Source organism: Lysobacter sp. M2-1 (assembly GCF_022662495.1).
In the GTDB taxonomy this organism is placed as follows: Bacteria; Pseudomonadota; Gammaproteobacteria; order Xanthomonadales; family Xanthomonadaceae; genus JAKPBU01.
Genome location: NZ_JAKPBU010000002.1, coordinates 1 through 22,593, shown reverse-complemented (window position 1 = coordinate 22,593; position 22,593 = coordinate 1). Strand labels below are relative to the sequence as shown.

Here is a 22,593-nt window from a genome sequence, read left to right as displayed (position 1 = left end):
ATTACTTGCCCTCGCCCACGACCACGGTGATGTGGCTGGTGCGCTTGAGAATGCGCGTACCGCGACCCTTGGCGCGGGCCATGAAACGCTTCAGCGTGGGACCTTCGTCGACCATGATGGTCTTGACCTTCAGCTCGTCGACGTCGGCGCCCTGGTTGTTCTCGGCATTGGCGATCGCCGACTCCACGACCTTGCGGATCATGTGCGCGGCTTTCTTGTCCGAGAACCGCAGCAGGTTGACGGCGCGCTCGGCCGACAGCCCGCGCACCTGGTCGGCGACCAGGCGGGCCTTCTGCGGGGAGATGCGCGCGGTGCGCAGGATTGCCTTGGCTTCCATGGTCATCTCCTTACTTCCCGGCCTTCTTGTCGCCGCCGTGGCCCTTGAACGTACGGGTCAGCGCAAATTCGCCGAGCTTGTGCCCGACCATGTTCTCGTTGACCAGCACGGGCACGTGGTTCTTGCCGTTGTGGATGGCGATGGTGAAGCCGACCATTTCCGGCATGACCATCGAACGGCGCGACCAGGTCTTGATCGGCTTCTTGGTGTTGCCCGCGGACTCCACCTTCTTGATCAGGTGGTGGTCGACGAACGGGCCCTTCTTGAGTGAACGTGCCATGCCGGTTAGCTCCTGCGGTCGCGCACGATGAACTGCTGGGTGCGCTTGTTCTTGCGGGTCTTGTAACCCTTGGTCGGAACGCCCCACGGGGTGACCGGGTGCGGATTGCCCTGCCCGGCCTTGGCCTCGCCGCCGCCGTGCGGGTGGTCGACCGGGTTCATGGCCGCGCCGCGCACGGTCGGCTTGATGCCGCGCCAGCGCTTCGCGCCTGCCTTGCCCAGCTTTTCCAAGTTGTGCTCGACATTGCCGACTTCGCCGATGGTGGCGCGGCACTCAGCCGGAACGCGGCGCATCTCACCGGAGCGCAGACGCAGCGTGGCGTAAACGCCCTCGCGCGCGATCAGCTGCACGCCGGCACCGGCCGCACGCGCGAGCTGTGCGCCCTTGCCGGGCTTCATCTCGATGCAGTGCACGGTGGAACCGACCGGAATGTTGCGCAGCGGCAGGGTGTTGCCTGCCTTGATCGGGGCGCTGCTGCCCGCGATCACCTGATCGCCGGCCTTCAGGCCCTTGGGCGCGATGATGTAGCGGCGCTCGCCGTCGACGTAGCAAAGCAGCGCGATATGAGCGGTGCGGTTGGGGTCGTATTCGATCCGCTCGACGCGCGCCGGAATGTTCTCCTTGTCGCGCTTGAAGTCGATCAGGCGGTAATGCTGCTTGTGGCCGCCGCCGATATGTCGGGTGGTGATCCGGCCGTGGTGGTTGCGGCCACCGGTCTTGCCCTGCTTCTCGACCAGGGCCGCGTGCGGCGCGCCCTTGTGCAGGTCGGGCGTGACCACCCGGACCGCGCTGCGGCGGCCGGGGGACGTAGGCTTGAATTTCATCAATGGCATGGGACGTTCCTCAGACCTTGGCCGTCATGACGTCGATCGACTGGCCTTCGGCCAGCTTCACGTACGCCTTGCGCGAATTGCCGCGGCTACCCTGGCGCTGGCGGAAGGCTTTCGCCTTTCCCTTCACGTTGACCACGTTGACCGATTCGACCTTGACGTCGAACAGCTGTTCGATCGCCGCCTTGATGTCGGCCTTGGTGGCATCGCGCGCGACTTCGAACGCGTATTGGTTCGAGACTTCCTGCAGGCGCGCGGTCTTTTCCGACACGCGCGGGGCACGGATGATGTTGTAGATGTTCGCCGACGCGGGCTTGCCTGCGGCGCTGACTTGCTTGCTCATGCCAGCCACTCCTCGATCTTCTTCACCGCATCGGTGGTGATCAGCACGCTGTCGGCGCCGACCAGAGACACCGGATCCAGGCCCTGCACGTCGCGCACTTCCACGTACGGAAGGTTGCGCGCAGACAGATACAGGTGCTCGGAAGCCTCTTCGGTGACGATCAGTGGGCGACGGCCGAGATCGAGATCCTTCAGCTTCGCGACCAGGCCACTCGTCTTGGTCTGGTCCACGTCGAACGCGTCGACCACCTTCAGGCGACCCTGGCGGTTGAGCTCGGACAGGATCGACGAAATCGCCGCGCGGTACATCTTGCGGTTGACCTTCTGCGCGAAGCTGCGCGGCTTGGCCGCGAAGGTCACGCCGCCGCCGACGAAGATCGGCGCCGTCAACGCGCCATGACGCGCGCCGCCGCCCTTCTGCTTCTTCGACTTCTTGGTGGTGCCGTTCACTTCGGAACGGGTCTTCTGCGCCTTGGTTCCGGCGCGACCGGCATTGCGATAGGCGACAACGACCTGGTGGACCAGGTCTTCGCTGAATTCGCGGCCGAACACGGCGTCGGACACCGACAGCTTGTTGGCGCTGTTATTGATGGCAAGTTCCATCATCAAACTCCCTTGCTCGACGGACGCACGATCACGTCGCCGCCCGGTGCGCCCGGCACCGCGCCGCGGATCGCGATCAGGCCACGCTCGGCGTCGACCTTGACCACCTGCAGACGCTGGGTGGTCTGGGTTTCGGCGCCCATGTGGCCGGCCATCTTCTTGCCCGGAAACACGCGCCCCGGGGTCTGGCGCTGGCCGATCGAACCCGGCGAGCGATGCGAGAGCGAGTTGCCGTGGGTGGCGTCGCCCATGCGGAAGTTCCAGCGCTTGATCGTGCCCTGGAAGCCCTTGCCCTTGGTCACGCCCTGGACGTCGACGATCTGGCCTTCGGAGAAGATGTCGGCCTTGATCTCGCCACCCACTTCGAAGTCGCCGATCTTGTCGTCGGCCACGCGCAGTTCCCACAGGCCCCGACCCGCTTCCACCTTGGCCTTGGCCAGGTGGCCGGTTTCCGGCTTGTTGACCAGCGCAGCGCGCTTGCTGCCGACCGCAATCTGCACGGCGCTATAGCCGTCGGTGGCGACCGTCTTGATCTGGGTGATGCGGTTCGGGGTCGCCTCGATCAGGGTCACCGGAACCGACTTGCCGTCCTCGGTGAAGAGGCGGCTCATGCCGGCCTTGCGACCGACGATGCCGAGCGAATGGATCTTCGCACTCATGTCAGCCTCCTCAGGTCAGCTTGATCTGGACGTCGACGCCAGCCGCGAGCTCGAGCTTCATCAGCGCGTCCACGGTCTTGTCGTTGGGGTCCACGATGTCGAGCACGCGCTTGTGCGTGCGGGTCTCGTACTGGTCGCGCGCGTCCTTGTCGACGTGCGGCGACACCAGCACGGTGTAACGCTCGATCTTGGTCGGCAGCGGGATCGGGCCGCGCACCTGCGCGCCGGTCCGCTTGGCCGTTTCGACGATCTCGCTCGTGGAACGGTCGATCAGCCGATGATCGAACGCCTTGAGCCGGATCCTGATTTTCTGGTCCGCCATGACGGAATTCCTCGTTGAAAGAGCGACAGATTCCGCGGCTGGGTGCGCGGAACCCCTTGTTATTCAATAACTTGTGTTGCGTTAACGACCAAAACAAAAGGCAGACCGATTGCCCGGCCCGCCCAGACGGAGAATGCGTGAACGCGACAAAACACCCCGCCGATATGTCCCGAACCAATTTCGGGACGGACGAGGCACTGCCACGCGACAAGATTCCCTGTCTGGCGAATACGAGGTGCATCCTGCCCCTCATTTCGCGGCTTCGCGGGTGGCCAGAAGGCTATCCAGCGAAGTGAGCTGAGCATTCTAGCGGGCTGCAGGGGTTGTTCGCAACCCCCGCAACCTTGTTCGTCATGCCCGCGAAGCGGCCCCTACGGGACGTTGCTTTGCCATTGCCTGGCACAGCACGGCCCTGGATCCCCGCCTTCGGGGGGATGGCGATCCACTAGCGCGGCTGACGGACCGTCACTTCAGGATCTTGGCCACCACGCCGGCGCCGACCGTGCGGCCGCCCTCGCGGATCGCAAAACGCAGACCCTCGTCCATCGCCACCGGGTTGATCAGCGAGACCTTCATCTTCACGTTGTCGCCAGGCATCACCATCTCGGTGCCTTCCGGCAGCTCCACCGCACCGGTGATGTCCGTGGTCCGGAAGTAGAACTGCGGACGGTAGCCCTTGAAGAACGGCGTGTGACGGCCACCCTCGTCCTTGCTCAGTACGTACACCTCGGCCTCGAAGTCCGTGTGCGGCGAGATCGAACCGGGCTTGCACAGCACCTGGCCGCGCTCCACGTCGTCGCGCTTGGTGCCGCGCAGCAGCAGACCGGCGTTGTCGCCCGCCTGGCCCTGGTCGAGCAGCTTGCGGAACATCTCCACGCCCGTCACCACGGTCTTCTGGGTCGGACGGATGCCCACGATCTCGATCTCGTCGCCCACCTTCACGATCCCGCGCTCGATCCGCCCGGTCACCACCGTGCCGCGGCCGGAAATCGAGAACACGTCCTCCACCGGCATCAGGAACGCCTTGTCGATGTCGCGCTCGGGCTGCGGGATATAGCTGTCCAGCGCTTCCACCAGCTGCAGGATCGAGGGCACACCGATCTCCGACTGGTCGCCTTCCAGCGCCTTGAGCGCCGAGCCCTTCACGATCGGGGTGTCGTCGCCCGGGAACTCGTACTTGGACAGCAGCTCGCGCACTTCCATCTCCACCAGCTCCAGCAGCTCGGCGTCGTCCACCATGTCCGCCTTGTTCAGGTAGACCACGATGTACGGCACGCCCACCTGCCGCGCCAGCAGGATGTGCTCGCGCGTCTGCGGCATCGGGCCGTCCGCGGCCGAGCACACCAGGATCGCACCGTCCATCTGCGCCGCACCGGTGATCATGTTCTTCACGTAGTCCGCGTGGCCCGGGCAGTCCACGTGCGCGTAGTGGCGGTTCGGGCTCTCGTACTCCACGTGCGCCGTCGAAATCGTGATCCCGCGCGCCTTCTCTTCCGGCGCCGCGTCGATCTGGTCGTACGCCTTGAACTCGCCACCAAAACGCTCCGCGCCGATCTTCGTCAGCGCCGCCGTCAGCGTCGTCTTGCCGTGATCCACGTGTCCAATCGTGCCCACGTTCACGTGGGGCTTGGTGCGCTCGAATTTACCCTTGGCCATTTCTAAAACTCCGGGATTGGGGATTGGGGATTGGGGATTCGGAAAGGCGGGATTCGCTATGTTGCGAATCTCGAATCCCGATTCCCGCATCCCGGCTCTTAATTCTTCTTGATCACCGCTTCGGCGATGTTGGTCGGAGCCTCGGCGTAATGGTCGAACTCCATCGTGAACGTGGCGCGTCCCTGCGACATCGAACGCAGCGACGTGGCGTAGCCGAACATCTCGCCCAGCGGGATCATCGCGTTGATGATCTTGCCCGACGGACTGTCGTCCTGGCCCTGCAGGATGCCGCGACGACGGCTCACGTCGCCCATCACGTCGCCGAGATAGTCCTCGGGGCTCACGATCTCGACCTTCATCATCGGCTCGAGCAGCACCGGGCTGGCCTTGTTGAAGCCTTCCTTGAAGCCCATCGAACCTGCAATCTTGAAGGCCATTTCCGACGAGTCGACCTCGTGGTACGAACCGTCGACCAGCTTGACCTTGACGTCGACGATCGGATAGCCGGCCATGATGCCGTTGGCGACCGCTTCCTGGATGCCCTTGTCGACCGCGGGGATGTATTCCTTCGGCACCACACCGCCGACGATCGCGTTCTCGAACTCGTAGCCCTTGCCCTGCTCGTTGGGCGAGATCTCCAGCCACACGTGGCCGAACTGGCCCTTGCCGCCGGACTGGCGCACGAACTTGCCTTCGGCCTTGACCGCCTTGCGGATGGTTTCGCGATAGGCGACCTGCGGCTTGCCGACATTGGCTTCCACGTTGAACTCGCGCTTCATGCGATCCACCAGGATGTCCAGGTGCAGCTCGCCCATGCCCGAGATGATGGTCTGGCCGGATTCCTCGTCGGTACGCACGCGGAACGACGGGTCTTCCTGGGCCAGACGGCCCAGGGCGATGCCCATCTTTTCCTGGTCGGACTTGGTCTTGGGCTCGACCGCCATCGAGATGACCGGCTCCGGGAAGGTCATGCGCTCGAGCGTGATCACGTGATCCTGCGAGCACAGCGTGTCGCCGGTGGTCACGTCCTTCAGGCCCACGGCCGCGGCAATGTCGCCGGCGCGCACTTCCTTAATCTCGTCGCGGTTGTTCGCGTGCATCTGCAGGATGCGGCCGATGCGCTCCTTCTTCGACTTGATCGGGTTGTAGACCTGGTCGCCGGAGTTGAGCGTGCCCGAATACACCCGGAAGAACGTGAGCGAACCCACGAACGGATCGGTCATGATCTTGAACGCGAGTGCCGAGAACGGCTCGCTGTCCGAGGCCTGGCGATGGTCTTCCTTGTCGTTCTCGTCGATGCCCTGCACCGGCGGGCGGTCGATCGGCGACGGCAGCAGCTGGATCACCGCGTCGAGCATCGCCTGCACGCCCTTGTTCTTGAACGCGGTGCCGCAGTAGACCGGAATCACTTCGGTCTTGAGCGTGCGCTCGCGGATGCCGGCCACGATTTCGGCTTCGGACAGATCGCCCTCGTTGAGGTACTTGTCCATCAGCTCTTCCGACGCCTCGGCGGCGGCCTCGACCATGAAGTTGCGCGCCTCGGCGCACTTCTCGACCAGGTGGGCGGGAACGTCGATGTAGTTGAACTTGGTGCCCTGCGACGCGACGTCCCAGGCGATCGCCTTCATCTTGATCAGGTCGACCACGCCTTCGAAGTTCTCCTCGGCGCCGATCGGCACCTGCATCGGCACCGGGTAGGCACCCAGGCGCGACTTGAGCTGTTCGACCACCTTGTCGAAGTTGGCGCCGGTGCGGTCCATCTTGTTGACGAACGCAAGCCGCGGCACCTTGTACTTGTTGGCCTGGCGCCACACGGTCTCGGACTGCGGCTGCACGCCGCCGACGGCGCACAGCACGAACACCGCGCCATCGAGCACGCGCAGCGAACGCTCGACCTCGATGGTGAAGTCGACGTGCCCGGGGGTATCGATGATGTTGAACCGATGCTCAGGCAGCGACTGGTCCATGCCCTTCCAGAACGCCGTGGTGGCGGCCGAAGTGATGGTGATGCCGCGCTCCTGCTCCTGCTCCATCCAGTCCATCGTCGCGGCGCCTTCGTGCACCTCGCCGATCTTGTGGTTGACACCGGTGTAGAACAGGATGCGTTCGGTGGTCGTGGTCTTGCCGGCATCGATGTGCGCCATGATGCCGAAGTTGCGGTAACGCTCGATGGGGGTGGTGCGGGCCACGGTAATCTCTCTTTGCTTCTTGAGCAGCTGCGTTCGCTGTGGCGTGCCTGCCTGTGCGAACCTGGGTTCCGGATGGCCGATGGCCGCCTTTCGGCGGCCGTCGGTCTGGTGCGGCGGTGGTCCCGGAGGGAGCCGCTGCGATGGCGCTTGTCTCTGCGCCTTGCGGGCTTAGCGGACCCGCGCCGACAGTCTTACCAGCGGTAGTGCGCGAAGGCCTTGTTGGCTTCGGCCATGCGGTGGGTTTCCTCGCGCTTCTTGATCGCGCCGCCGCGGTTCTCGGAAGCGTCGATCAGCTCGCCGGCGAGCTTGCGCGGCATCGAGTTCTCGCCGCGCTTGCGGGCCGACTCGATCAGCCAGCGCATCGCCAGCGCCATGCGCCGCGAAGCGCGTACTTCGACCGGCACCTGGTAGGTGGCGCCGCCGACGCGACGCGACTTCACCTCGACCGCAGGCGACACATTGCTGAGCGCCTTCTCGACCAGTTCGAGCGCGTTGGGATTCTTCTCGCCGATCGTGTCCATGGCGCCATACACGATCTTCTCGGCGACCGACTTCTTGCCGCTCTGCATGACCATGTTGATGAAGCGGGCGATGGTCTCGCTGCCGTGCTTCGGGTCGGGCAGCACCGAACGCTGCGGGGTATTGCCTTTACGCGACATGTTGCTTCTCTCGTAGGGCGGGCCTGGCCCGCCGTCAAATCCGGGATGGGCCTGGGCCCGTCTTCATGAATCAGGACTTCGGACGCTTCGCGCCGTACTTGGAGCGGCCCTGGCGGCGCTTGGCCACGCCGGCGGCATCGAGCGAACCGCGCACGGTGTGATAGCGCACACCCGGCAGGTCCTTGACGCGGCCGCCGCGGATCAGCACCACGCTGTGTTCCTGCAGGTTGTGGCCTTCGCCGCCGATGTACGAGATGACCTCGTACCCGTTGGTCAGGCGCACTTTCGCCACCTTGCGCAGGGCCGAGTTCGGCTTCTTCGGCGTGGTGGTGTACACGCGGGTGCACACGCCACGACGCTGCGGGCAGTTGGCGAGCGCGGGCGACGTGCTCTTGTAGGTTTCCGGGCTGCGCGGCTTGCGCACCAGCTGGTTGATCGTTGCCATCGGGTTTGGGTTCTTGGTTTCGAGGCCGAAGCCTGCACGGGTCGTATTCGACGAAAACTAAAGCAGGACGCAACTGCGGCCTGCTTAGACGAAAAAGTATAGCCCGCGCCGACGATCACCGTCAACGCGGACCTGTTGCCGCCGGGGCCGGGCCGTAGCCCGAACCACCGGTCGGGAGCCTTCGCTCCCGGCGGTTCCCCGCCCCTCCTGGGCCGAACACGAGGCGCTCCCTGCGCCTCATTTCGGGTTCTGCGGCGACCCCTTGGGCCGCCTGGGTCATCGCGACTTAGCTGGCGCTGGACTCCTCGCTCGCTTCGGCCGTCTCGCCGGCCTCGGCCGGGGTCGATTCGGCGGGGGCGCCCGACAGGGCGTCCATTTCCGCCTGGGTGAGCCCGGAAGCATTGCGCCGGCGTTCGTTGTGATAGGCCAGACCGGTACCGGCCGGGATCAGACGGCCGACGATCACGTTTTCCTTGAGCCCGCGCAGGCCGTCGCGGGTACCGCGGACGGCGGCCTCGGTCAGCACCCGGGTAGTCTCCTGGAACGACGCAGCCGAGATGAACGACTCGGTCGCCAGCGAGGCCTTGGTGATGCCCAGCAGGACCGGCTCGAAGCGGATCGGCAGCTCGCCCTTGGCCAGGAGTTTGACGTTTTCCTCGATCACGCGCTGGCGCTCGGCCTGCTCGCCGTGCAGGAACTTGCCGTCGCCCTGGTCGGTGATCTCGACCTTGCGCAGCATCTGGCGAATGATCACCTCGATGTGCTTGTCGTTGATCTTCACGCCCTGCAGGCGGTAGACGTCCTGGATCTCCTTGACCAGGTACGCGGCCAGTTCCTCGACGCCCTTCAGCCGCAGGATGTCCTGCGGGCTGGGTTCGCCGTCCACCACGGTCTCGCCCTTCTCCACGTGCTCGCCTTCGAACACGATGATCTGGCGGTACTTCGGGATCAGCTCCTCATGCTCCTCGCCATCGGCGCCCTTGATGATCAGGCGCTGCTTGCCCTTGGTGTCCTTGCCGAAGCTGACCACGCCCGAACGCTCGGCCAGGATCGCCGGATCCTTGGGCTTGCGCGCCTCGAACAGGTCGGCCACGCGCGGCAGACCACCGGTGATGTCGCGGGTCTTGGAGGCTTCCTGCGGGATCTTGGCGACCACGTCGCCGACCCCGACCGCCGCCCCGTCCTGCAGGTTGACGATCGAACGCGGCGGCAGCAGGTACTGGGCCGGCAGGTCGGTACCCGGGATGCTGAGATCCTTGCCCGCCTTGTCGACGATGCGCACGATCGGCCGCAGGTCCTTGCCCTGGTTGCCGCGACGCTTGGGATCGGTGATCTCGCGCGAGGCCAGGCCGGTCAGCTCGTCGGTCTTCTCGATCACGGTCACGCCGTCGACGAAATCGACGAAGCGCATGAAACCGGCCACTTCCGACACGATCGGGTGGTTATGCGGATCCCAGTTCGCCACGGTCTGCCCGGCCTTGAGGGCGCCGCCGTCCTTGACGTGGATGGTCGCGCCGTAAGGCAGCTTGTAGCGCTCGCGCTCGCGGCCGTGGCTGTCCAGCACCGACAGTTCGCCCGAGCGCGACACCGCGACCAGATGGCCACTGGCGTGCTGGACGTGCTTGAGGTTGTTGAACTTGATCGAACCGGTGGTCTTGACCGTGACGTTGTCGATCGCCGCCGCCCGCGAAGCCGCGCCGCCGATGTGGAAGGTCCGCATCGTCAGCTGGGTGCCGGGCTCGCCGATGGACTGCGCGGCGACCACGCCCACCGCTTCACCGTGGTTGACGGTGTGGCCACGGCCCAGATCGCGCCCGTAGCAGCTGGCGCACACGCCGAAGCCGCTCTCGCAGGTGATGGTGGAACGCACCTTGATCGCCTGCACGCCGGCGTCCTCGAGCTTCTGCACCCAGGCCTCGTCCAGCAGGGTGTTGCGGGTGACGAACGGATCCTCGTCGTTGCCCGGCAGGAACACGTCCTCGGCCACGATCCGGCCCAGCACGCGGTCGCGCAGCGGCTCGACCACATCGCCGCCTTCCACGATCGGGGTCATGGTCAGGCCGGCGAGCGTGCCGCAGTCGTCCTCGGTGATCACCACATCCTGGGCCACGTCGACCAGGCGGCGGGTCAGGTAACCGGAGTTCGCGGTCTTCAACGCGGTATCGGCGAGACCCTTACGGGCACCGTGGGTCGAGATGAAGTACTGCAGGACGTTCAGGCCCTCGCGGAAGTTCGCGGTGATCGGCGTCTCGATGATCGAGCCGTCCGGCTTGGCCATCAGGCCGCGCATGCCCGCGAGCTGGCGGATCTGCGCCTGCGAACCACGCGCGCCGGAGTCGGCCATGATGTAGATCGAGTTCATCGACTTCTGGTCGACCATCTCGCCCTTGGCGTTCTTCACCCGGTCGGTGCCGATCGCCTCCATCATCGCCTTGGCCACGCGCTCGTTGGTGCGCGACCAGATGTCGACCACCTTGTTGTAGCGCTCGCCGCCGGTGACCAGGCCGCTCTGGTACTGCTGCTGGATTTCCAGCACTTCGTCCTCGGCCTCGGCCAGGATGCCCTTCTTCTCACCCGGAATGATCATGTCGTCGATGCCGATCGACACGCCCGCGCGGGTGGCGTTGGCGAAGCCGGTGTACATCAGCTGGTCGGCGAACACGACCGTGTCCTTCAGGCCCAGCATGCGGTAGCAGGTGTTGATCAGGCGGCTGATGTTCTTCTTGGTCAGCTCGGTGTTGACCAGGGCGAACGGCAGGCCTTCGGGCAGGATTTCCGCCAACAGGGCACGACCGACAGTGGTGTCGATGATCGAGGTACGCGGTTCGCGCGAACCGTCCTCGTTCACCACCACCTCGCTGATGCGCACCTTGACCTTGGCGTGCAGGCCGGCAGCCTTGTTGTCGAAGGCTCGACGCACTTCCGACACGTTGGCGAAGGCCATGCCTTCGCCCGGCTCGTTCTCCAGCGCGCGGGTCATGTAGTACAGGCCGAGCACCACGTCCTGCGACGGCACGATGATCGGCTCGCCGTTGGCGGGCGAGAGGATGTTGTTGGTCGACATCATCAGCGCGCGCGCTTCCAGCTGAGCCTCCAGGCTCAGCGGAACGTGCACGGCCATCTGGTCGCCGTCGAAGTCAGCGTTGAACGCGGTGCAGACCAGCGGATGCAGCTGGATCGCCTTGCCTTCGATCAGCACCGGCTCGAACGCCTGGATGCCGAGGCGGTGCAGGGTCGGGGCGCGGTTGAGCAACACCGGATGCTCGCGGATCACCTCTTCCAGGATGTCCCACACCTCGGCTTCTTCGCGCTCGACCAGCTTCTTGGCGGCCTTGATCGTCGTGGCCAGGCCACGGCGCTGCAGCTTGGCGAAGATGAAGGGCTTGAACAGCTCCAGCGCCATTTTCTTCGGCAGGCCGCACTCGTGCAGGCGCAGGGTCGGGCCGACCACGATGACCGAACGGCCCGAGTAGTCGACGCGCTTGCCGAGCAGGTTCTGGCGGAAGCGGCCCTGCTTGCCCTTGATCATGTCGGCCAGCGACTTGAGCGGGCGCTTGTTGGTACCGGTGATGGCGCGGCCGCGGCGGCCGTTGTCCATCAGCGCGTCGACCGATTCCTGCAGCATGCGCTTCTCGTTGCGCACGATGATGTCGGGCGCATTGAGTTCGAGCAGGCGGCGCAGGCGGTTGTTGCGGTTGATGACGCGGCGGTACAGGTCATTGAGGTCCGACGTCGCGAAGCGGCCGCCGTCCAGGGGGACGAGCGGGCGCAGGTCCGGCGGCAGCACCGGCAGCACGGTCATGACCATCCACTCGGGACGATTGCCCGACTCGAGGAATGCCTCGACCAGCTTGATCCGCTTGGTCAGGCGCTTGAGCTTGGTTTCCGAGCCGGTGCCGGCGATCTCTTCCTTCAGCTTGACCATCTCGGCCTGCAGGTCGATCGTGCGCAGCAGTTCGAACACGGCTTCGGCGCCCATCGCTGCGTCGAAGTCGTCGCCGTGCTCCTGGCGCGCGGTCATGTACTGCTCTTCGTTGAGCAGCTGGCCCTGCTCGAGCGGGGTCAGGCCCGGTTCGGTGACCACATAGGCCTCGAAGTACAGGATGCGTTCGATGTCGCGCAGGGTCATGTCCAGCATCAGGCCGATGCGCGAGGGCAGCGACTTGAGGAACCAGATGTGCGCGACCGGCGAAGCCAGGTCGATGTGGCCCATGCGCTCGCGGCGCACCTTGGCCAGGGTCACTTCGGTGCCGCACTTCTCGCAGACCACGCCGCGGTGCTTCATGCGCTTGTACTTGCCGCACAGGCACTCGTAGTCCTTGATCGGCCCGAAGATCGCAGCGCAGAACAGGCCGTCGCGCTCGGGCTTGAAGGTACGGTAGTTGATCGTCTCCGGCTTCTTCACCTCGCCGAAGGACCAGGAGCGGATCAAATCCGGCGACGCCAGCGCGATCTTGATCGCGTCGAAGTCGAGGGTCGGGCGCTGCTGGTTGAACAGGTTGAGCAGGTCTTTCATTTGATTTCTCCGGTTCGAAGGCAATGAGGGCGCGGACAGGCGCGCGGTCTAGCCGCGCGCGCTACCCGGCTCAGTGCTCTTCGAGTTCCATGTTGATCGCCAGCGAGCGGATTTCCTTCACCAGTACGTTGAAGGACTCCGGCATCCCCGCGACCATCTCGTGCTCGCCGTCGACGATGTTCTTGTACATCTGGTTGCGGCCCTGCACGTCGTCGGACTTCACCGTCAGCATTTCCTGCAGGGTGTAGGCCGCGCCGTAGGCTTCCAGCGCCCAGACTTCCATCTCGCCGAAGCGCTGACCGCCGAACTGCGCCTTGCCGCCCAGCGGCTGCTGGGTGACAAGCGAGTACGGGCCGGTCGAACGCGCGTGCATCTTGTCGTCGACCAGATGGTTGAGCTTGAGCATGTGCATGTAACCCACGGTCACCAGGCGCTCGAACGCATCGCCGGTGCGGCCGTCGTACAGCTGGGTCTGGCCATGGGTCGGCAGGTCGGCCAGGGTGAGCATCGCCTTGATCTCGGACTCGGCCGCGCCGTCGAACACCGGGGTGGCCATCGGCACGCCGTCGGTCAGGTTGTGCGCCAGCGTCAGCAGTTCCTCGTCGCTGAACTGCTTCAGGTCGACGCGGTGGCTTTCCGGCTGCCCGTCGTGGTTGTAGATCTGGTCGAGGAATTTGCGTAGGTCGGCGATCTTGGCCTGGGCCTGCAGCATCGCGTCGATCTTCTTGCCCAGGCCCTTCGCCGCCCAGCCCAGGTGCACCTCGAGGATCTGGCCGATGTTCATTCGGCTCGGCACGCCCAGCGGGTTGAGCACGATGTCCACGGTGGTACCGTCGGCCATGTAGGGCATGTCCTGCACCGGCACAATGGTCGACACCACGCCCTTGTTGCCGTGGCGTCCGGCCATCTTGTCGCCCGGCTGGATCCGGCGCTTCACGGCCAGGTACACCTTGACCATCTTCAGCACGCCCGGGGCGAGATCATCGCCCTGGGTAATCTTGGCGCGCTTGTCCTGGAAGCGCTTCTCGAACTCCTTCTCGTGCGCCTGGATCTGCTTCTGCGCGCGCTCGATCGCATCGCTGGCGTCGTCGTCCTTCATCCGCAGCTGGAACCAGTCGGACTTCTTCAGCCCGTCGAGCACCAGCGAGGTGACGGTGTCGCCCTTCTTCAGGCCAGGGCCGCCGTTGGCGACCTTGCCCTGGATCTGGGTGCGCAGGCGCGCGTAGATCGCCGATTCCAGGATCCGGAACTGGTCGTCGAAGTCCTTCTTGACCCGCTTGATCTCGTTTTCCTCGATCTGGCGGGCGCGCTTGTCCTTCTCGATGCCGTCGCGGGTGAAGACCTGCACGTCGATGACCACGCCGTCCATGCCCGGGGGCACGCGCAGCGAGCTGTCCTTCACGTCCGAGGCCTTCTCGCCGAAGATCGCGCGCAGCAGCTTCTCTTCCGGGGTCAGCTGGCTCTCGCCCTTCGGTGTGACCTTGCCCACCAGGATGTCGCCGGCGCGCACTTCGGCACCGATGTACACCACGCCGCTCTCGTCCAGGCGGTTGAGCGCCTGCTCGGAGACGTTGGGGATGTCGGCGGAGATCTCCTCCGGCCCGAGCTTGGTGTCGCGCGCCTGGACGGTGAGCTCTTCGATATGGATCGTGGTGTAGCGATCCTCCTCGACCACGCGCTCGGAGAGCAGGATCGAGTCCTCGAAGTTGTAGCCGTTCCACGGCATGAACGCGACCAGCATGTTCTGGCCGAGCGCCAGCTCGCCGATGTCGGTCGAAGGACCGTCGGCCAGCACGTCGCCGCGCGCGACCACGTCGCCCACGTTCACCAGAGGAGTCTGGTTGATGCAGGTGTTCTGGTTAGAACGCGTGTACTTGATCAGCGAGTAGATGTCGACGCCGGCATCGGTATCGCCCGAGATCTCGCTCTCGTTGACCTTGACCACGATGCGCGCGGCGTCGATCTGCTCGATCGTGCCGCCGCGGCGCGCGTTCACGGTCACGCCCGAGTCGCGCGCCACCGCACGCTCGATGCCGGTACCGACCAGCGGCTTCTGCGCCCTGAGGGTGGGCACGGCCTGGCGCTGCATGTTGGCGCCCATCAGCGCGCGGTTGGCGTCGTCGTGCTCCAGGAACGGCACCAGCGCCGCTGCCACCGATACGGTCTGCATCGGCGAGACGTCCATGAAGTGGATCTCACTGGGCGGACGCAGCATCGACTCGCCCTGGTAGCGGCAGGCGACGAACTGCGCGGCGATATTGCCCTTGCCGTCCTGCGGCGCATTGGCCTGGGCGATGACGAACTCGTTCTCCTCGATCGCCGAGAGGTACTCGATCTCGTCGGTGATGCGGCCGTCCACGACCTTGCGGTACGGCGTCTCGAGGAAGCCGTACTTGTTGGTGCGCGCGAACACGGCCAGCGAGTTGATCAGGCCGATGTTGGGGCCTTCCGGCGTCTCGATGGTGCACACGCGACCGTAATGGGTCGGATGCACGTCGCGCACCTCGAACCCGGCGCGTTCGCGGGTCAGGCCGCCTGGACCCAGCGCCGAAACGCGGCGCTTGTGGGTGACTTCCGACAGCGGATTGTTCTGGTCCATGAACTGCGACAGCTGCGAGGAGCCGAAGAACTCCTTCACCGCGGCGGCCACCGGCTTGGCATTGATCAGCTCCTGCGGGGTCAGGCCATCGGCCTCGGCCATGGTCAGGCGCTCGCGCACGGCGCGCTCCACGCGCACCAGGCCGACGCGGAACACGTTCTCGGCCATCTCGCCCACGCTGCGCACGCGACGGTTGCCCAGGTGGTCGATGTCGTCGACCACGCCGCGGCCGTTGCGGATCTCGGTCAGGACCTTGATCACGTCGAGGATGTCGGACATGTCGCCGCACTGTTCGCGCAGGCGCACCGATTCCTCATCCTTGCGCTCGGCGAAATAGCGCGCGTCGTACAGCACCGGCGCGCCGGTGACTTCCTTGCGACCGATACGGCGGTTGAACTTCATCCGCCCAACGCCGGACAGGTCGTAGCGCTCGAAGGTAAAGAACAGGTTGTGGAACAGGTTCTGGGCGGCGTCCTTGGTCGGCGGCTCGCCCGGCCGCATCATGCGATAGATCTCGACCAGGGCCTCGAGCTGGGTCTTGGTCGCGTCGATGCGCAGCGTGTTGGACAGGTAGGCGCCGCGATCGAGGTCGTTGACCCACAGCGTGCCCACGGCCTCGATGCCCGCCTTGCGGAACTTGGCCAGCTGCTCTTCGCTGATCTCGTCGTTGGCGGTGGCCAGCAGTTCGCCGGTGTTCGCATCGACCACGTCGTGCGAGAGGATCCGGCCGATCAGGTAGTCGTCGGGCACCGCCAGCGCCTCGATGCCGGAGGCCTCGAGCTGCTTGACGTGGCGCGCGGTGATGCGCTTGCCGGCTTCGACGATCACCTTGTCGCCGTCGGCGAGGTCGAAATTCAGGGTTTCGCCGCGCAGGCGCTCGGGCACCAGCACCAGCTGAACGCCTTCCTTCGGATCGATGTGGAAGGTGTTGATCTCGAAGAACTCGTTGAGCATCTCCTCGTTGGAGTAGCCCAGCGCGCGCAGCAGCACGCTGACCGGCAGCTTGCGGCGGCGGTCGATACGGGTGAACAGCGCATCCTTGGGATCGAACTCGAAGTCCAGCCACGAACCGCGGTACGGGATGATGCGGGCGCTGTAGAGCAGCTTGCCCGAGGAATGGGTCTTGCCGCGATCGTGGTCGAAGAACACGCCGGGCGAGCGGTGCAGCTGCGAGACGATGACGCGCTCGGTTCCGTTGACGATGAAGGTGCCGTTGTCGGTCATGAGCGGGATCTCGCCCATGTAGACTTCCTGCTCCTTCACGTACTTGATCGTCTTGCTCGACGATTCGCGATCGTAGATCACCAGGCGCACGGTGACGCGCAACGGCGCGCCGTAGGACAGGCCGCGGTTGCGGCATTCGCGTTCGTCGAACACCGGGTCGCCCAGCTTGTAGCCGACGTATTCCAGCGCCGCGTAGCCGTTGTAGCTGACGATCGGGAACACCGACTTCAGGGCCGCGTGCAGGCCCTTGTCGCCGCGCTTGGACGGCTCGGTATGCTCCTGCAGGAACTCGCGATAGGAGTCGACCTGGATGGCCAGGAGGAACGGCACCTCGAGGATCGAGCGGCTCTTGCCGAAGTCCTTGCGGATGCGCTTCTTTTCGGTGAAGGAGTATTGCTGCGTCATGGGGAACTAGCGCCTCGTGATTTCGCGGGTGAAGCGCGGCAAGCGCTCATGCTTGCCGGGCGAGCGCACGCCTTGGTGCGCTCAGGGGGGCTTGTTTCCAAACCGGGCAGTGGGAAGTCGCTGGTATTGCCGGCACCAGCACGCCTTCTCCCGCTACTTCCAACTGCCGACTCTGGTTGTAGGTATTGCAACTGCTTGGGCTTCAGTAACGGCCAAAGGCCGGAGGCTTGCGCCCCCGGCTTTGGGTCTTGCTCGTCATCCTGCGAGCGCAGGAATCCTGTAGTTCGTGTTGCTGATGGCTCGGATAAACCTTGGATCAAAATCGAAAACGCCTGATCCCCGCCTGCGGGGATGACGATCTGCGCGAGCCCGGCGCCTGCGGCGCCGGGCCCGCAAACCGTCACTTGACCTCGACGGTCGCGCCGGCGGCTTCCAGGTCCTTCTTGAACTTGGCGGCGTCGTCCTTCGACACGGCGTCCTTCACGGTGCCACCGGCCTCGGTCAGGTCCTTGGCTTCCTTCAGGCCCAGGCCAGTGATCGCGCGGACCACCTTGATGACCTCGACCTTCTTCTCGCCGGCCGACTTCAGCACCACGGCGAACTCGGTCTGCTCCTCGACCGGGGCGGCGGCGGCGGCCGGACCAGCGGCAACGGCGACCGGGGCGGCGGCGGACACGCCGAACTTTTCTTCCATCGCCTTGACCAGTTCCATCACTTCCATGAGGGACTTGCCGGCGATCGCTTCGATGATCTGATCGTTGGAAAGGGACATTGTGATTACCTCTGTTATCTAAGATTGGAAACGACTGTTAGGCAGTACTGTCTTGAAGCTGGGATTTCGTATGCCGAATGACGGTCAGGCGGCCTTCTGCTGGCCGACCGCGTTGGTGACGCGGGCGATCTGCGATGCCGGCTCGGAGAGCAGGCGCACCAGCATGGTGGCGGGCTGGACCATGACGCTGAGCAGCATCGACAGCGCCTGGTCGCGGGTCGGCAGAGACGCCAGGACATCCACATGGGAGCCTGGGTACTTCTGTCCGCCCAACGACACCAGTCGCGGCTTCAGCTTGTCGTTCGCCTTGGCGAACTCCTTGATCAGGCGTCCTGCGGCGCCCGGGTCTTCCTTCGAGAAGGCGTACAGCAGCGGACCGGTCAGCTCGTCTGCGATGACGGCGTAATCAGTCCCCTCCACTGCGCGCGAGACCAGCGTGTTCTTTGCGACTTTCAGGAACACGCCTTCCTGACGCGCCTTCTTGCGAAGGCTGGTCAGCTGCTCGACTGTCAAACCCGCGTACTCCGCGGCGACCAGCGAATGCGCCTTGCCGGCGACCTCCGCCAGTTCGGCAACGACTTCCTGCTTCTGGGTCAGATTGAGAGCCATTGCATTACCTCGAATGATCGGCGGAAGATGGAAGGCCGGCCATTGATGACCGGGTTGTTGCGGAACGATCCGCATTCCAACGACCGACGACATTGCTTCAACACCAATTCCGGCATCCGCGCCGGAAGTGGAACCAGGTCGGCGGCGAGTCCTTCGCTGCCGGGGCACCGGGTCTTGCGACGCGATGCCCTTGCGGTGGCCGTTTCCAGGTGTAGCGAAATCACTGGAGGGTCGGCAACCATCTACGCAGGCCCTTGCGGCTTAAGCAGCGGTGTCGGATCCGACGGCGATTCCTTGCCAAGCGAGCCTCCGTGCCCGTCGTCGAACCTTCCACGCACCGCGCCTGCGGTCTTTGACGGCGCTCGCGTCCGGCAGATGCCTTGGCGATGCCCTCAAAAAGCCAGGAACCAGTAGGTGGAAACTAGAAACTAGTGATGGGTGTTTCTCTAGTTCCTAGTTCCTGATCACTAGTTCCTGTTATTTCAATGCCAGCGACGACTGGTCCACGGTGACGCCGGGTCCCATGGTCGAGCTGACCGAGATCTTCTGCAGATAAGTGCCCTTGGCCGTGGCCGGCTTGGCCTTGATCAGGTCGAGCAGCAGCGCCTGCAGGTTGTCCTTGAGCTTGCCGGCTTCGAAGTCGGCCTTGCCGATGGTGCAGTGGATGATGCCGGCCTTGTCGGTGCGGTAACGCACCTGGCCGCCCTTGGCGTTCTTGACCGCTTCGGCCGGGTTCGGCGACACGGTGCCCACCTTCGGGTTCGGCATCAGCCCGCGAGGACCGAGCACCTGGCCGAGCTTGCCGACCACGCGCATCGCATCCGGCGTGGCGATGACCACGTCGTAGTTCAGGTCGCCGGCCTGCATCTTCTCGGCCAGGTCGTCCATGCCCACGGCTTCGGCACCGGCGGCCAGGGCCTCGTCGGCCTTGGCGCCTGCGGGTGCGAACACCGCCACGCGCACGGTCTTGCCGGTGCCGGCGGGCAGCACGGTGGAGCCGCGCACCTGCTGGTCGGACTTCTTGGCGTCGACGCCGAGGCGCACGGCCACGTCCACCGACTCCACGAACTTGGTCTTCACGTTGCCCTGCACGATCTTCAGGGCCTCGTCGATCGGATAGACCTTGCCCGGTTCAACCGCGGCCACGATCGCTTTCTGTCGCTTGGTCTGTGCCATGGCCTCAGCCCTCCACCGTCAGGCCCATCGAACGGGCGGAGCCCGCGATGGTGCGCACTGCTGCATCCAGGTCCGCCGCGGTCAGGTCGGGCTCTTTCGCCTTGGCGATGTCCTCGAGCTGCTTGCGCGTGACCTTGCCCACCTTCTCGGTGTTCGGACGCTTGGAACCGGACTGGATGCCGACCGCCTTCTTCAGCAGGATCGACGCCGGCGGCGTCTTGGTGATGAAGGTGAAGGTACGGTCCGAGTACGCGGTGATCACGGTCGGAATCGGCAGACCCGGTTCCAGCTTCTGCGTGGCGGCATTGAACGCCTTGCAGAATTCCATGATGTTCAGGCCGCGCTGGCCCAGGGCAGGACCGACCGGCGGCGAAGGATTCGCCTGCCCGGCTTTCACCTGCAGCTTGATGTAACCGACGACTTTCTTTGCCATTGCTCTACTCCTGCGAGTGCAAGCGCCTTGCGGCTCCTCGCGTCATTGGCCGGCACGAACCACTCGCGCCGGCGATGTTTCGCGGTCAGGCCTTCTCGACCTGGCCGAATTCCAGTTCCACGGGCGTGGAGCGCCCGAAGATCAGCACCGCCACCCGCAGGCGGCTCTTTTCGTAATTGACTTCCTCGACCACGCCGTTGAAGTCGTTGAACGGGCCGTCGGTGACGCGCACCATCTGGCCCGGCTCGAACAGCACCTTGGGACGCGGCTTCTCCACGCCTTCCTGCACGCGCTGCAGGATCGCGTCGGCCTCGTCGTCGCGGATCGGCAACGGCTTGTCCGCGGTGCCGCCGATGAAGCCCATCACCTTCGGCGTTTCCTTGACCAGGTGCCAGCTCTCGCTGTCCATCCGCGGAATGCCGGCTTCCTCGTGCGTGGCGATCTGCACCAGCACGTAGCCAGGGAAGAACTTGCGCTCGGAACGGCGCTTCTGGCCGGAGCGCATCTCCACCACTTCCTCGGTCGGCACCATCACGTCGCCGAAGCGGTCCTGCATGCCGGTGCGCGCGATCCGGTCGCGCAGCGCCTGCGCTACCGACTTCTCGAAGCCCGAGTAGGCATGCACCACGTACCAGCGCTTGCCGGCATTGGAATTGCTTTCGTTCGTCTGCGTTTCCATATCCGTCCGTTACTGCCCCAGCAGGAATTTGACCGCCCACTGGATGATCACGTCGAACAGCGCCAGGATCAGGCTGATGATGATCACCACCGCGATCACGACCCAGGTCGTGCGCAACGCTTCCTGGCGCGTCGGCCAGACCACCTTGCGCAGCTCAAAACGCGATTCGCCGAGGAATTCGCGCGTCTGCGCGCCCTTGGCGGTAGTCAGGAACACCACCGCGCCCAGCACCAGGCCGCCAAAGACGGCCAGCACGCGCACCGGCGTGGGCCACTGGTTGGCGAACCAGTAGAAGGCGAACACGCCTGCCCCCACCAGCAACAGCGCCAACGCATACTTCGCGATGTCGCCGCCGGACGCGCCGTGCTTGGTTTGTACGACCTTGGAATTCACGTCGTTAAAGAACCCAGATTGAAACTGCTTGTCCGTGGAAAGTCCGCATATGGAAACTGCGGGCGGTTGCGGCGAGATCCGCAGGATTGGCACGCCAGGAGGGACTCGAACCCCCAACCTGCGGTTTTGGAGACCGCTGCTCTGCCAATTGAGCTACTGGCGTGTATCCGGAACCTCGGGCCTCAAAGTCGGTGTTTCCTCAAGACGGCGAAGGCGGACCGCCAGGCGGCCCGCCGTTCGCGCTCGATGCAGCGGCGTTTCCGCCGCCGCAGGCTTACTTCAGGATCTTGGCCACCACGCCGGCGCCGACCGTGCGGCCGCCCTCGCGGATCGCAAAACGCAGACCCTCGTCCATCGCCACCGGGTTGATCAGCGAGACCTTCATCTTCACGTTGTCGCCAGGCATCACCATCTCGGTGCCTTCCGGCAGCTCCACCGCACCGGTGATGTCCGTGGTCCGGAAGTAGAACTGCGGACGGTAGCCCTTGAAGAACGGCGTGTGACGGCCACCCTCGTCCTTGCTCAGTACGTACACCTCGGCCTCGAAGTCCGTGTGCGGCGAGATCGAACCGGGCTTGCACAGCACCTGGCCGCGCTCCACGTCGTCGCGCTTGGTGCCGCGCAGCAGCAGACCGGCGTTGTCGCCCGCCTGGCCCTGGTCGAGCAGCTTGCGGAACATCTCCACGCCCGTCACCACGGTCTTCTGGGTCGGACGGATGCCCACGATCTCGATCTCGTCGCCCACCTTCACGATCCCGCGCTCGATCCGCCCGGTCACCACCGTGCCGCGGCCGGAAATCGAGAACACGTCCTCCACCGGCATCAGGAACGCCTTGTCGATGTCGCGCTCGGGCTGCGGGATATAGCTGTCCAGCGCTTCCACCAGCTGCAGGATCGAGGGCACACCGATCTCCGACTGGTCGCCTTCCAGCGCCTTGAGCGCCGAGCCCTTCACGATCGGGGTGTCGTCGCCCGGGAACTCGTACTTGGACAGCAGCTCGCGCACTTCCATCTCCACCAGCTCCAGCAGCTCGGCGTCGTCCACCATGTCCGCCTTGTTCAGGTAGACCACGATGTACGGCACGCCCACCTGCCGCGCCAGCAGGATGTGCTCGCGCGTCTGCGGCATCGGGCCGTCCGCGGCCGAGCACACCAGGATCGCACCGTCCATCTGCGCCGCACCGGTGATCATGTTCTTCACGTAGTCCGCGTGGCCCGGGCAGTCCACGTGCGCGTAGTGGCGGTTCGGGCTCTCGTACTCCACGTGCGCCGTCGAAATCGTGATCCCGCGCGCCTTCTCTTCCGGCGCCGCGTCGATCTGGTCGTACGCCTTGAACTCGCCACCAAAACGCTCCGCGCCGATCTTCGTCAGCGCCGCCGTCAGCGTCGTCTTGCCGTGATCCACGTGTCCAATCGTGCCCACGTTCACGTGGGGCTTGGTGCGCTCGAATTTACCCTTGGCCAT

At 65.0% G+C, this 22,593-nt stretch carries 20 protein-coding genes and 1 tRNA gene; all 21 read right to left on the bottom strand.

Features of this window, described 5'->3' with window-relative positions; genetic code table 11:
- Nucleotide 1: 1 nt before the first annotated feature.
- The gene (rplV, locus tag MC375_RS08960) at nt 2-337 is read right to left on the bottom strand and encodes a 50S ribosomal protein L22 (protein ID WP_242103014.1); all 336 of its coding nucleotides are present in this window, start codon (nt 335-337) and stop codon (nt 2-4) included.
- A gap of 10 nt (nt 338-347) precedes the next feature.
- Entirely contained in the window at nt 348-617 is a 270-nt protein-coding gene (rpsS, locus tag MC375_RS08955; RefSeq protein WP_242103013.1) for a 30S ribosomal protein S19, read from the bottom strand.
- Nucleotides 618-622: 5 nt separating this feature from the next.
- Entirely contained in the window at nt 623-1,450 is an 828-nt protein-coding gene (rplB, locus tag MC375_RS08950; protein ID WP_242103012.1) for a 50S ribosomal protein L2, read from the bottom strand.
- 10 nt (nt 1,451-1,460) lie between these two features.
- Nucleotides 1,461-1,790, bottom strand: coding sequence for a 50S ribosomal protein L23 (rplW, locus tag MC375_RS08945; protein ID WP_242103011.1), 330 nt, complete (start codon nt 1,788-1,790; stop codon nt 1,461-1,463).
- On the bottom strand, nt 1,787-2,392 hold the full coding sequence (gene rplD, locus MC375_RS08940) for a 50S ribosomal protein L4 (RefSeq protein ID WP_242103010.1): 606 nt from the start codon (nt 2,390-2,392) through the stop codon (nt 1,787-1,789). Before rplD ends, rplW begins: the two co-directional genes overlap by 4 nt.
- Nucleotides 2,393-2,394: 2 nt before the next feature.
- Nucleotides 2,395-3,051: a 50S ribosomal protein L3 gene (gene rplC, locus MC375_RS08935; protein ID WP_242103009.1), complete on the bottom strand. Its 657-nt coding sequence runs from the start codon at nt 3,049-3,051 to the stop codon at nt 2,395-2,397.
- Between the two features lie 10 nt (nt 3,052-3,061).
- Nucleotides 3,062-3,373 carry a 30S ribosomal protein S10 gene (gene rpsJ / locus MC375_RS08930; RefSeq protein WP_143877895.1) on the bottom strand — a complete coding sequence of 104 codons (312 nt, stop codon included), beginning with the start codon at nt 3,371-3,373 and terminating at the stop codon, nt 3,062-3,064.
- Nucleotides 3,374-3,838: 465 nt separating this feature from the next.
- Entirely contained in the window at nt 3,839-5,029 is a 1,191-nt protein-coding gene (gene tuf / locus MC375_RS08925; protein WP_242102997.1) for an elongation factor Tu, read from the bottom strand.
- Nucleotides 5,030-5,127: 98 nt separating this feature from the next.
- A complete protein-coding gene (gene fusA, locus MC375_RS08920; protein ID WP_242103008.1) occupies nt 5,128-7,218 on the bottom strand; it encodes an elongation factor G in 2,091 nt (696 codons plus the stop codon).
- 191 nt (nt 7,219-7,409) lie between these two features.
- Nucleotides 7,410-7,877 (bottom strand): 30S ribosomal protein S7, encoded by a 468-nt coding sequence (rpsG, locus tag MC375_RS08915; protein WP_242103007.1) that lies wholly within the window; start codon nt 7,875-7,877, stop codon nt 7,410-7,412.
- Between the two features lie 70 nt (nt 7,878-7,947).
- A complete protein-coding gene (gene rpsL / locus MC375_RS08910) occupies nt 7,948-8,322 on the bottom strand; it encodes a 30S ribosomal protein S12 (protein ID WP_242103006.1) in 375 nt (124 codons plus the stop codon).
- Nucleotides 8,323-8,608: 286 nt separating this feature from the next.
- A complete protein-coding gene (gene rpoC / locus MC375_RS08905; RefSeq protein WP_242103005.1) occupies nt 8,609-12,838 on the bottom strand; it encodes a DNA-directed RNA polymerase subunit beta' in 4,230 nt (1,409 codons plus the stop codon).
- A 70-nt stretch (nt 12,839-12,908) separates the two neighbouring features.
- Entirely contained in the window at nt 12,909-17,066 is a 4,158-nt protein-coding gene (gene rpoB / locus MC375_RS08900; RefSeq protein WP_242103004.1) for a DNA-directed RNA polymerase subunit beta, read from the bottom strand.
- A 400-nt stretch (nt 17,067-17,466) separates the two neighbouring features.
- Nucleotides 17,467-17,838 carry a 50S ribosomal protein L7/L12 gene (gene rplL / locus MC375_RS08895; RefSeq protein WP_242103003.1) on the bottom strand — a complete coding sequence of 124 codons (372 nt, stop codon included), beginning with the start codon at nt 17,836-17,838 and terminating at the stop codon, nt 17,467-17,469.
- Nucleotides 17,839-17,922: 84 nt separating this feature from the next.
- Nucleotides 17,923-18,447, bottom strand: coding sequence for a 50S ribosomal protein L10 (rplJ, locus tag MC375_RS08890; protein ID WP_242103002.1), 525 nt, complete (start codon nt 18,445-18,447; stop codon nt 17,923-17,925).
- Nucleotides 18,448-18,924: 477 nt separating this feature from the next.
- On the bottom strand, nt 18,925-19,623 hold the full coding sequence (gene rplA, locus MC375_RS08885) for a 50S ribosomal protein L1 (protein ID WP_242103001.1): 699 nt from the start codon (nt 19,621-19,623) through the stop codon (nt 18,925-18,927).
- A 4-nt stretch (nt 19,624-19,627) separates the two neighbouring features.
- Complete coding sequence (gene rplK / locus MC375_RS08880; RefSeq protein WP_242103000.1) at nt 19,628-20,056, bottom strand: 50S ribosomal protein L11; 429 nt, start codon at nt 20,054-20,056, stop codon at nt 19,628-19,630.
- Nucleotides 20,057-20,141: 85 nt separating this feature from the next.
- On the bottom strand, nt 20,142-20,735 hold the full coding sequence (nusG, locus tag MC375_RS08875; RefSeq protein WP_242102999.1) for a transcription termination/antitermination protein NusG: 594 nt from the start codon (nt 20,733-20,735) through the stop codon (nt 20,142-20,144).
- Nucleotides 20,736-20,744: 9 nt separating this feature from the next.
- A complete protein-coding gene (gene secE / locus MC375_RS08870; RefSeq protein WP_242102998.1) occupies nt 20,745-21,128 on the bottom strand; it encodes a preprotein translocase subunit SecE in 384 nt (127 codons plus the stop codon).
- Nucleotides 21,129-21,215: 87 nt separating this feature from the next.
- Nucleotides 21,216-21,291: transfer RNA gene (locus MC375_RS08865), tRNA-Trp, on the bottom strand.
- 111 nt (nt 21,292-21,402) lie between these two features.
- The gene (gene tuf / locus MC375_RS08860; RefSeq protein WP_242102997.1) at nt 21,403-22,593 is read right to left on the bottom strand and encodes an elongation factor Tu; all 1,191 of its coding nucleotides are present in this window, start codon (nt 22,591-22,593) and stop codon (nt 21,403-21,405) included.

Coding starts and splice junctions, on each gene's coding strand:
- rplB (WP_242103012.1), bottom strand. CDS start 1,450: ATGCCATTGATGAAATTCAAGCCTACGTCCCCCGGCCGCCGCAGCGCG.
- nusG (WP_242102999.1), bottom strand. CDS start 20,735: ATGGAAACGCAGACGAACGAAAGCAATTCCAATGCCGGCAAGCGCTGG.
- tuf (WP_242102997.1), bottom strand. CDS start 22,593: ATGGCCAAGGGTAAATTCGAGCGCACCAAGCCCCACGTGAACGTGGGC.
- rpsS (WP_242103013.1), bottom strand. CDS start 617: ATGGCACGTTCACTCAAGAAGGGCCCGTTCGTCGACCACCACCTGATC.
- rpsG (WP_242103007.1), bottom strand. CDS start 7,877: ATGTCGCGTAAAGGCAATACCCCGCAGCGTTCGGTGCTGCCCGACCCG.
- rpsL (WP_242103006.1), bottom strand. CDS start 8,322: ATGGCAACGATCAACCAGCTGGTGCGCAAGCCGCGCAGCCCGGAAACC.
- rpoB (WP_242103004.1), bottom strand. CDS start 17,066: ATGACGCAGCAATACTCCTTCACCGAAAAGAAGCGCATCCGCAAGGAC.
- rplV (WP_242103014.1), bottom strand. CDS start 337: ATGGAAGCCAAGGCAATCCTGCGCACCGCGCGCATCTCCCCGCAGAAG.
- rplA (WP_242103001.1), bottom strand. CDS start 19,623: ATGGCACAGACCAAGCGACAGAAAGCGATCGTGGCCGCGGTTGAACCG.
- rplC (WP_242103009.1), bottom strand. CDS start 3,051: ATGAGTGCGAAGATCCATTCGCTCGGCATCGTCGGTCGCAAGGCCGGC.
- rpsJ (WP_143877895.1), bottom strand. CDS start 3,373: ATGGCGGACCAGAAAATCAGGATCCGGCTCAAGGCGTTCGATCATCGG.
- rpoC (WP_242103005.1), bottom strand. CDS start 12,838: ATGAAAGACCTGCTCAACCTGTTCAACCAGCAGCGCCCGACCCTCGAC.
- tuf (WP_242102997.1), bottom strand. CDS start 5,029: ATGGCCAAGGGTAAATTCGAGCGCACCAAGCCCCACGTGAACGTGGGC.
- rplK (WP_242103000.1), bottom strand. CDS start 20,056: ATGGCAAAGAAAGTCGTCGGTTACATCAAGCTGCAGGTGAAAGCCGGG.
- rplD (WP_242103010.1), bottom strand. CDS start 2,392: ATGGAACTTGCCATCAATAACAGCGCCAACAAGCTGTCGGTGTCCGAC.
- rplW (WP_242103011.1), bottom strand. CDS start 1,790: ATGAGCAAGCAAGTCAGCGCCGCAGGCAAGCCCGCGTCGGCGAACATC.
- rplL (WP_242103003.1), bottom strand. CDS start 17,838: ATGTCCCTTTCCAACGATCAGATCATCGAAGCGATCGCCGGCAAGTCC.
- rplJ (WP_242103002.1), bottom strand. CDS start 18,447: ATGGCTCTCAATCTGACCCAGAAGCAGGAAGTCGTTGCCGAACTGGCG.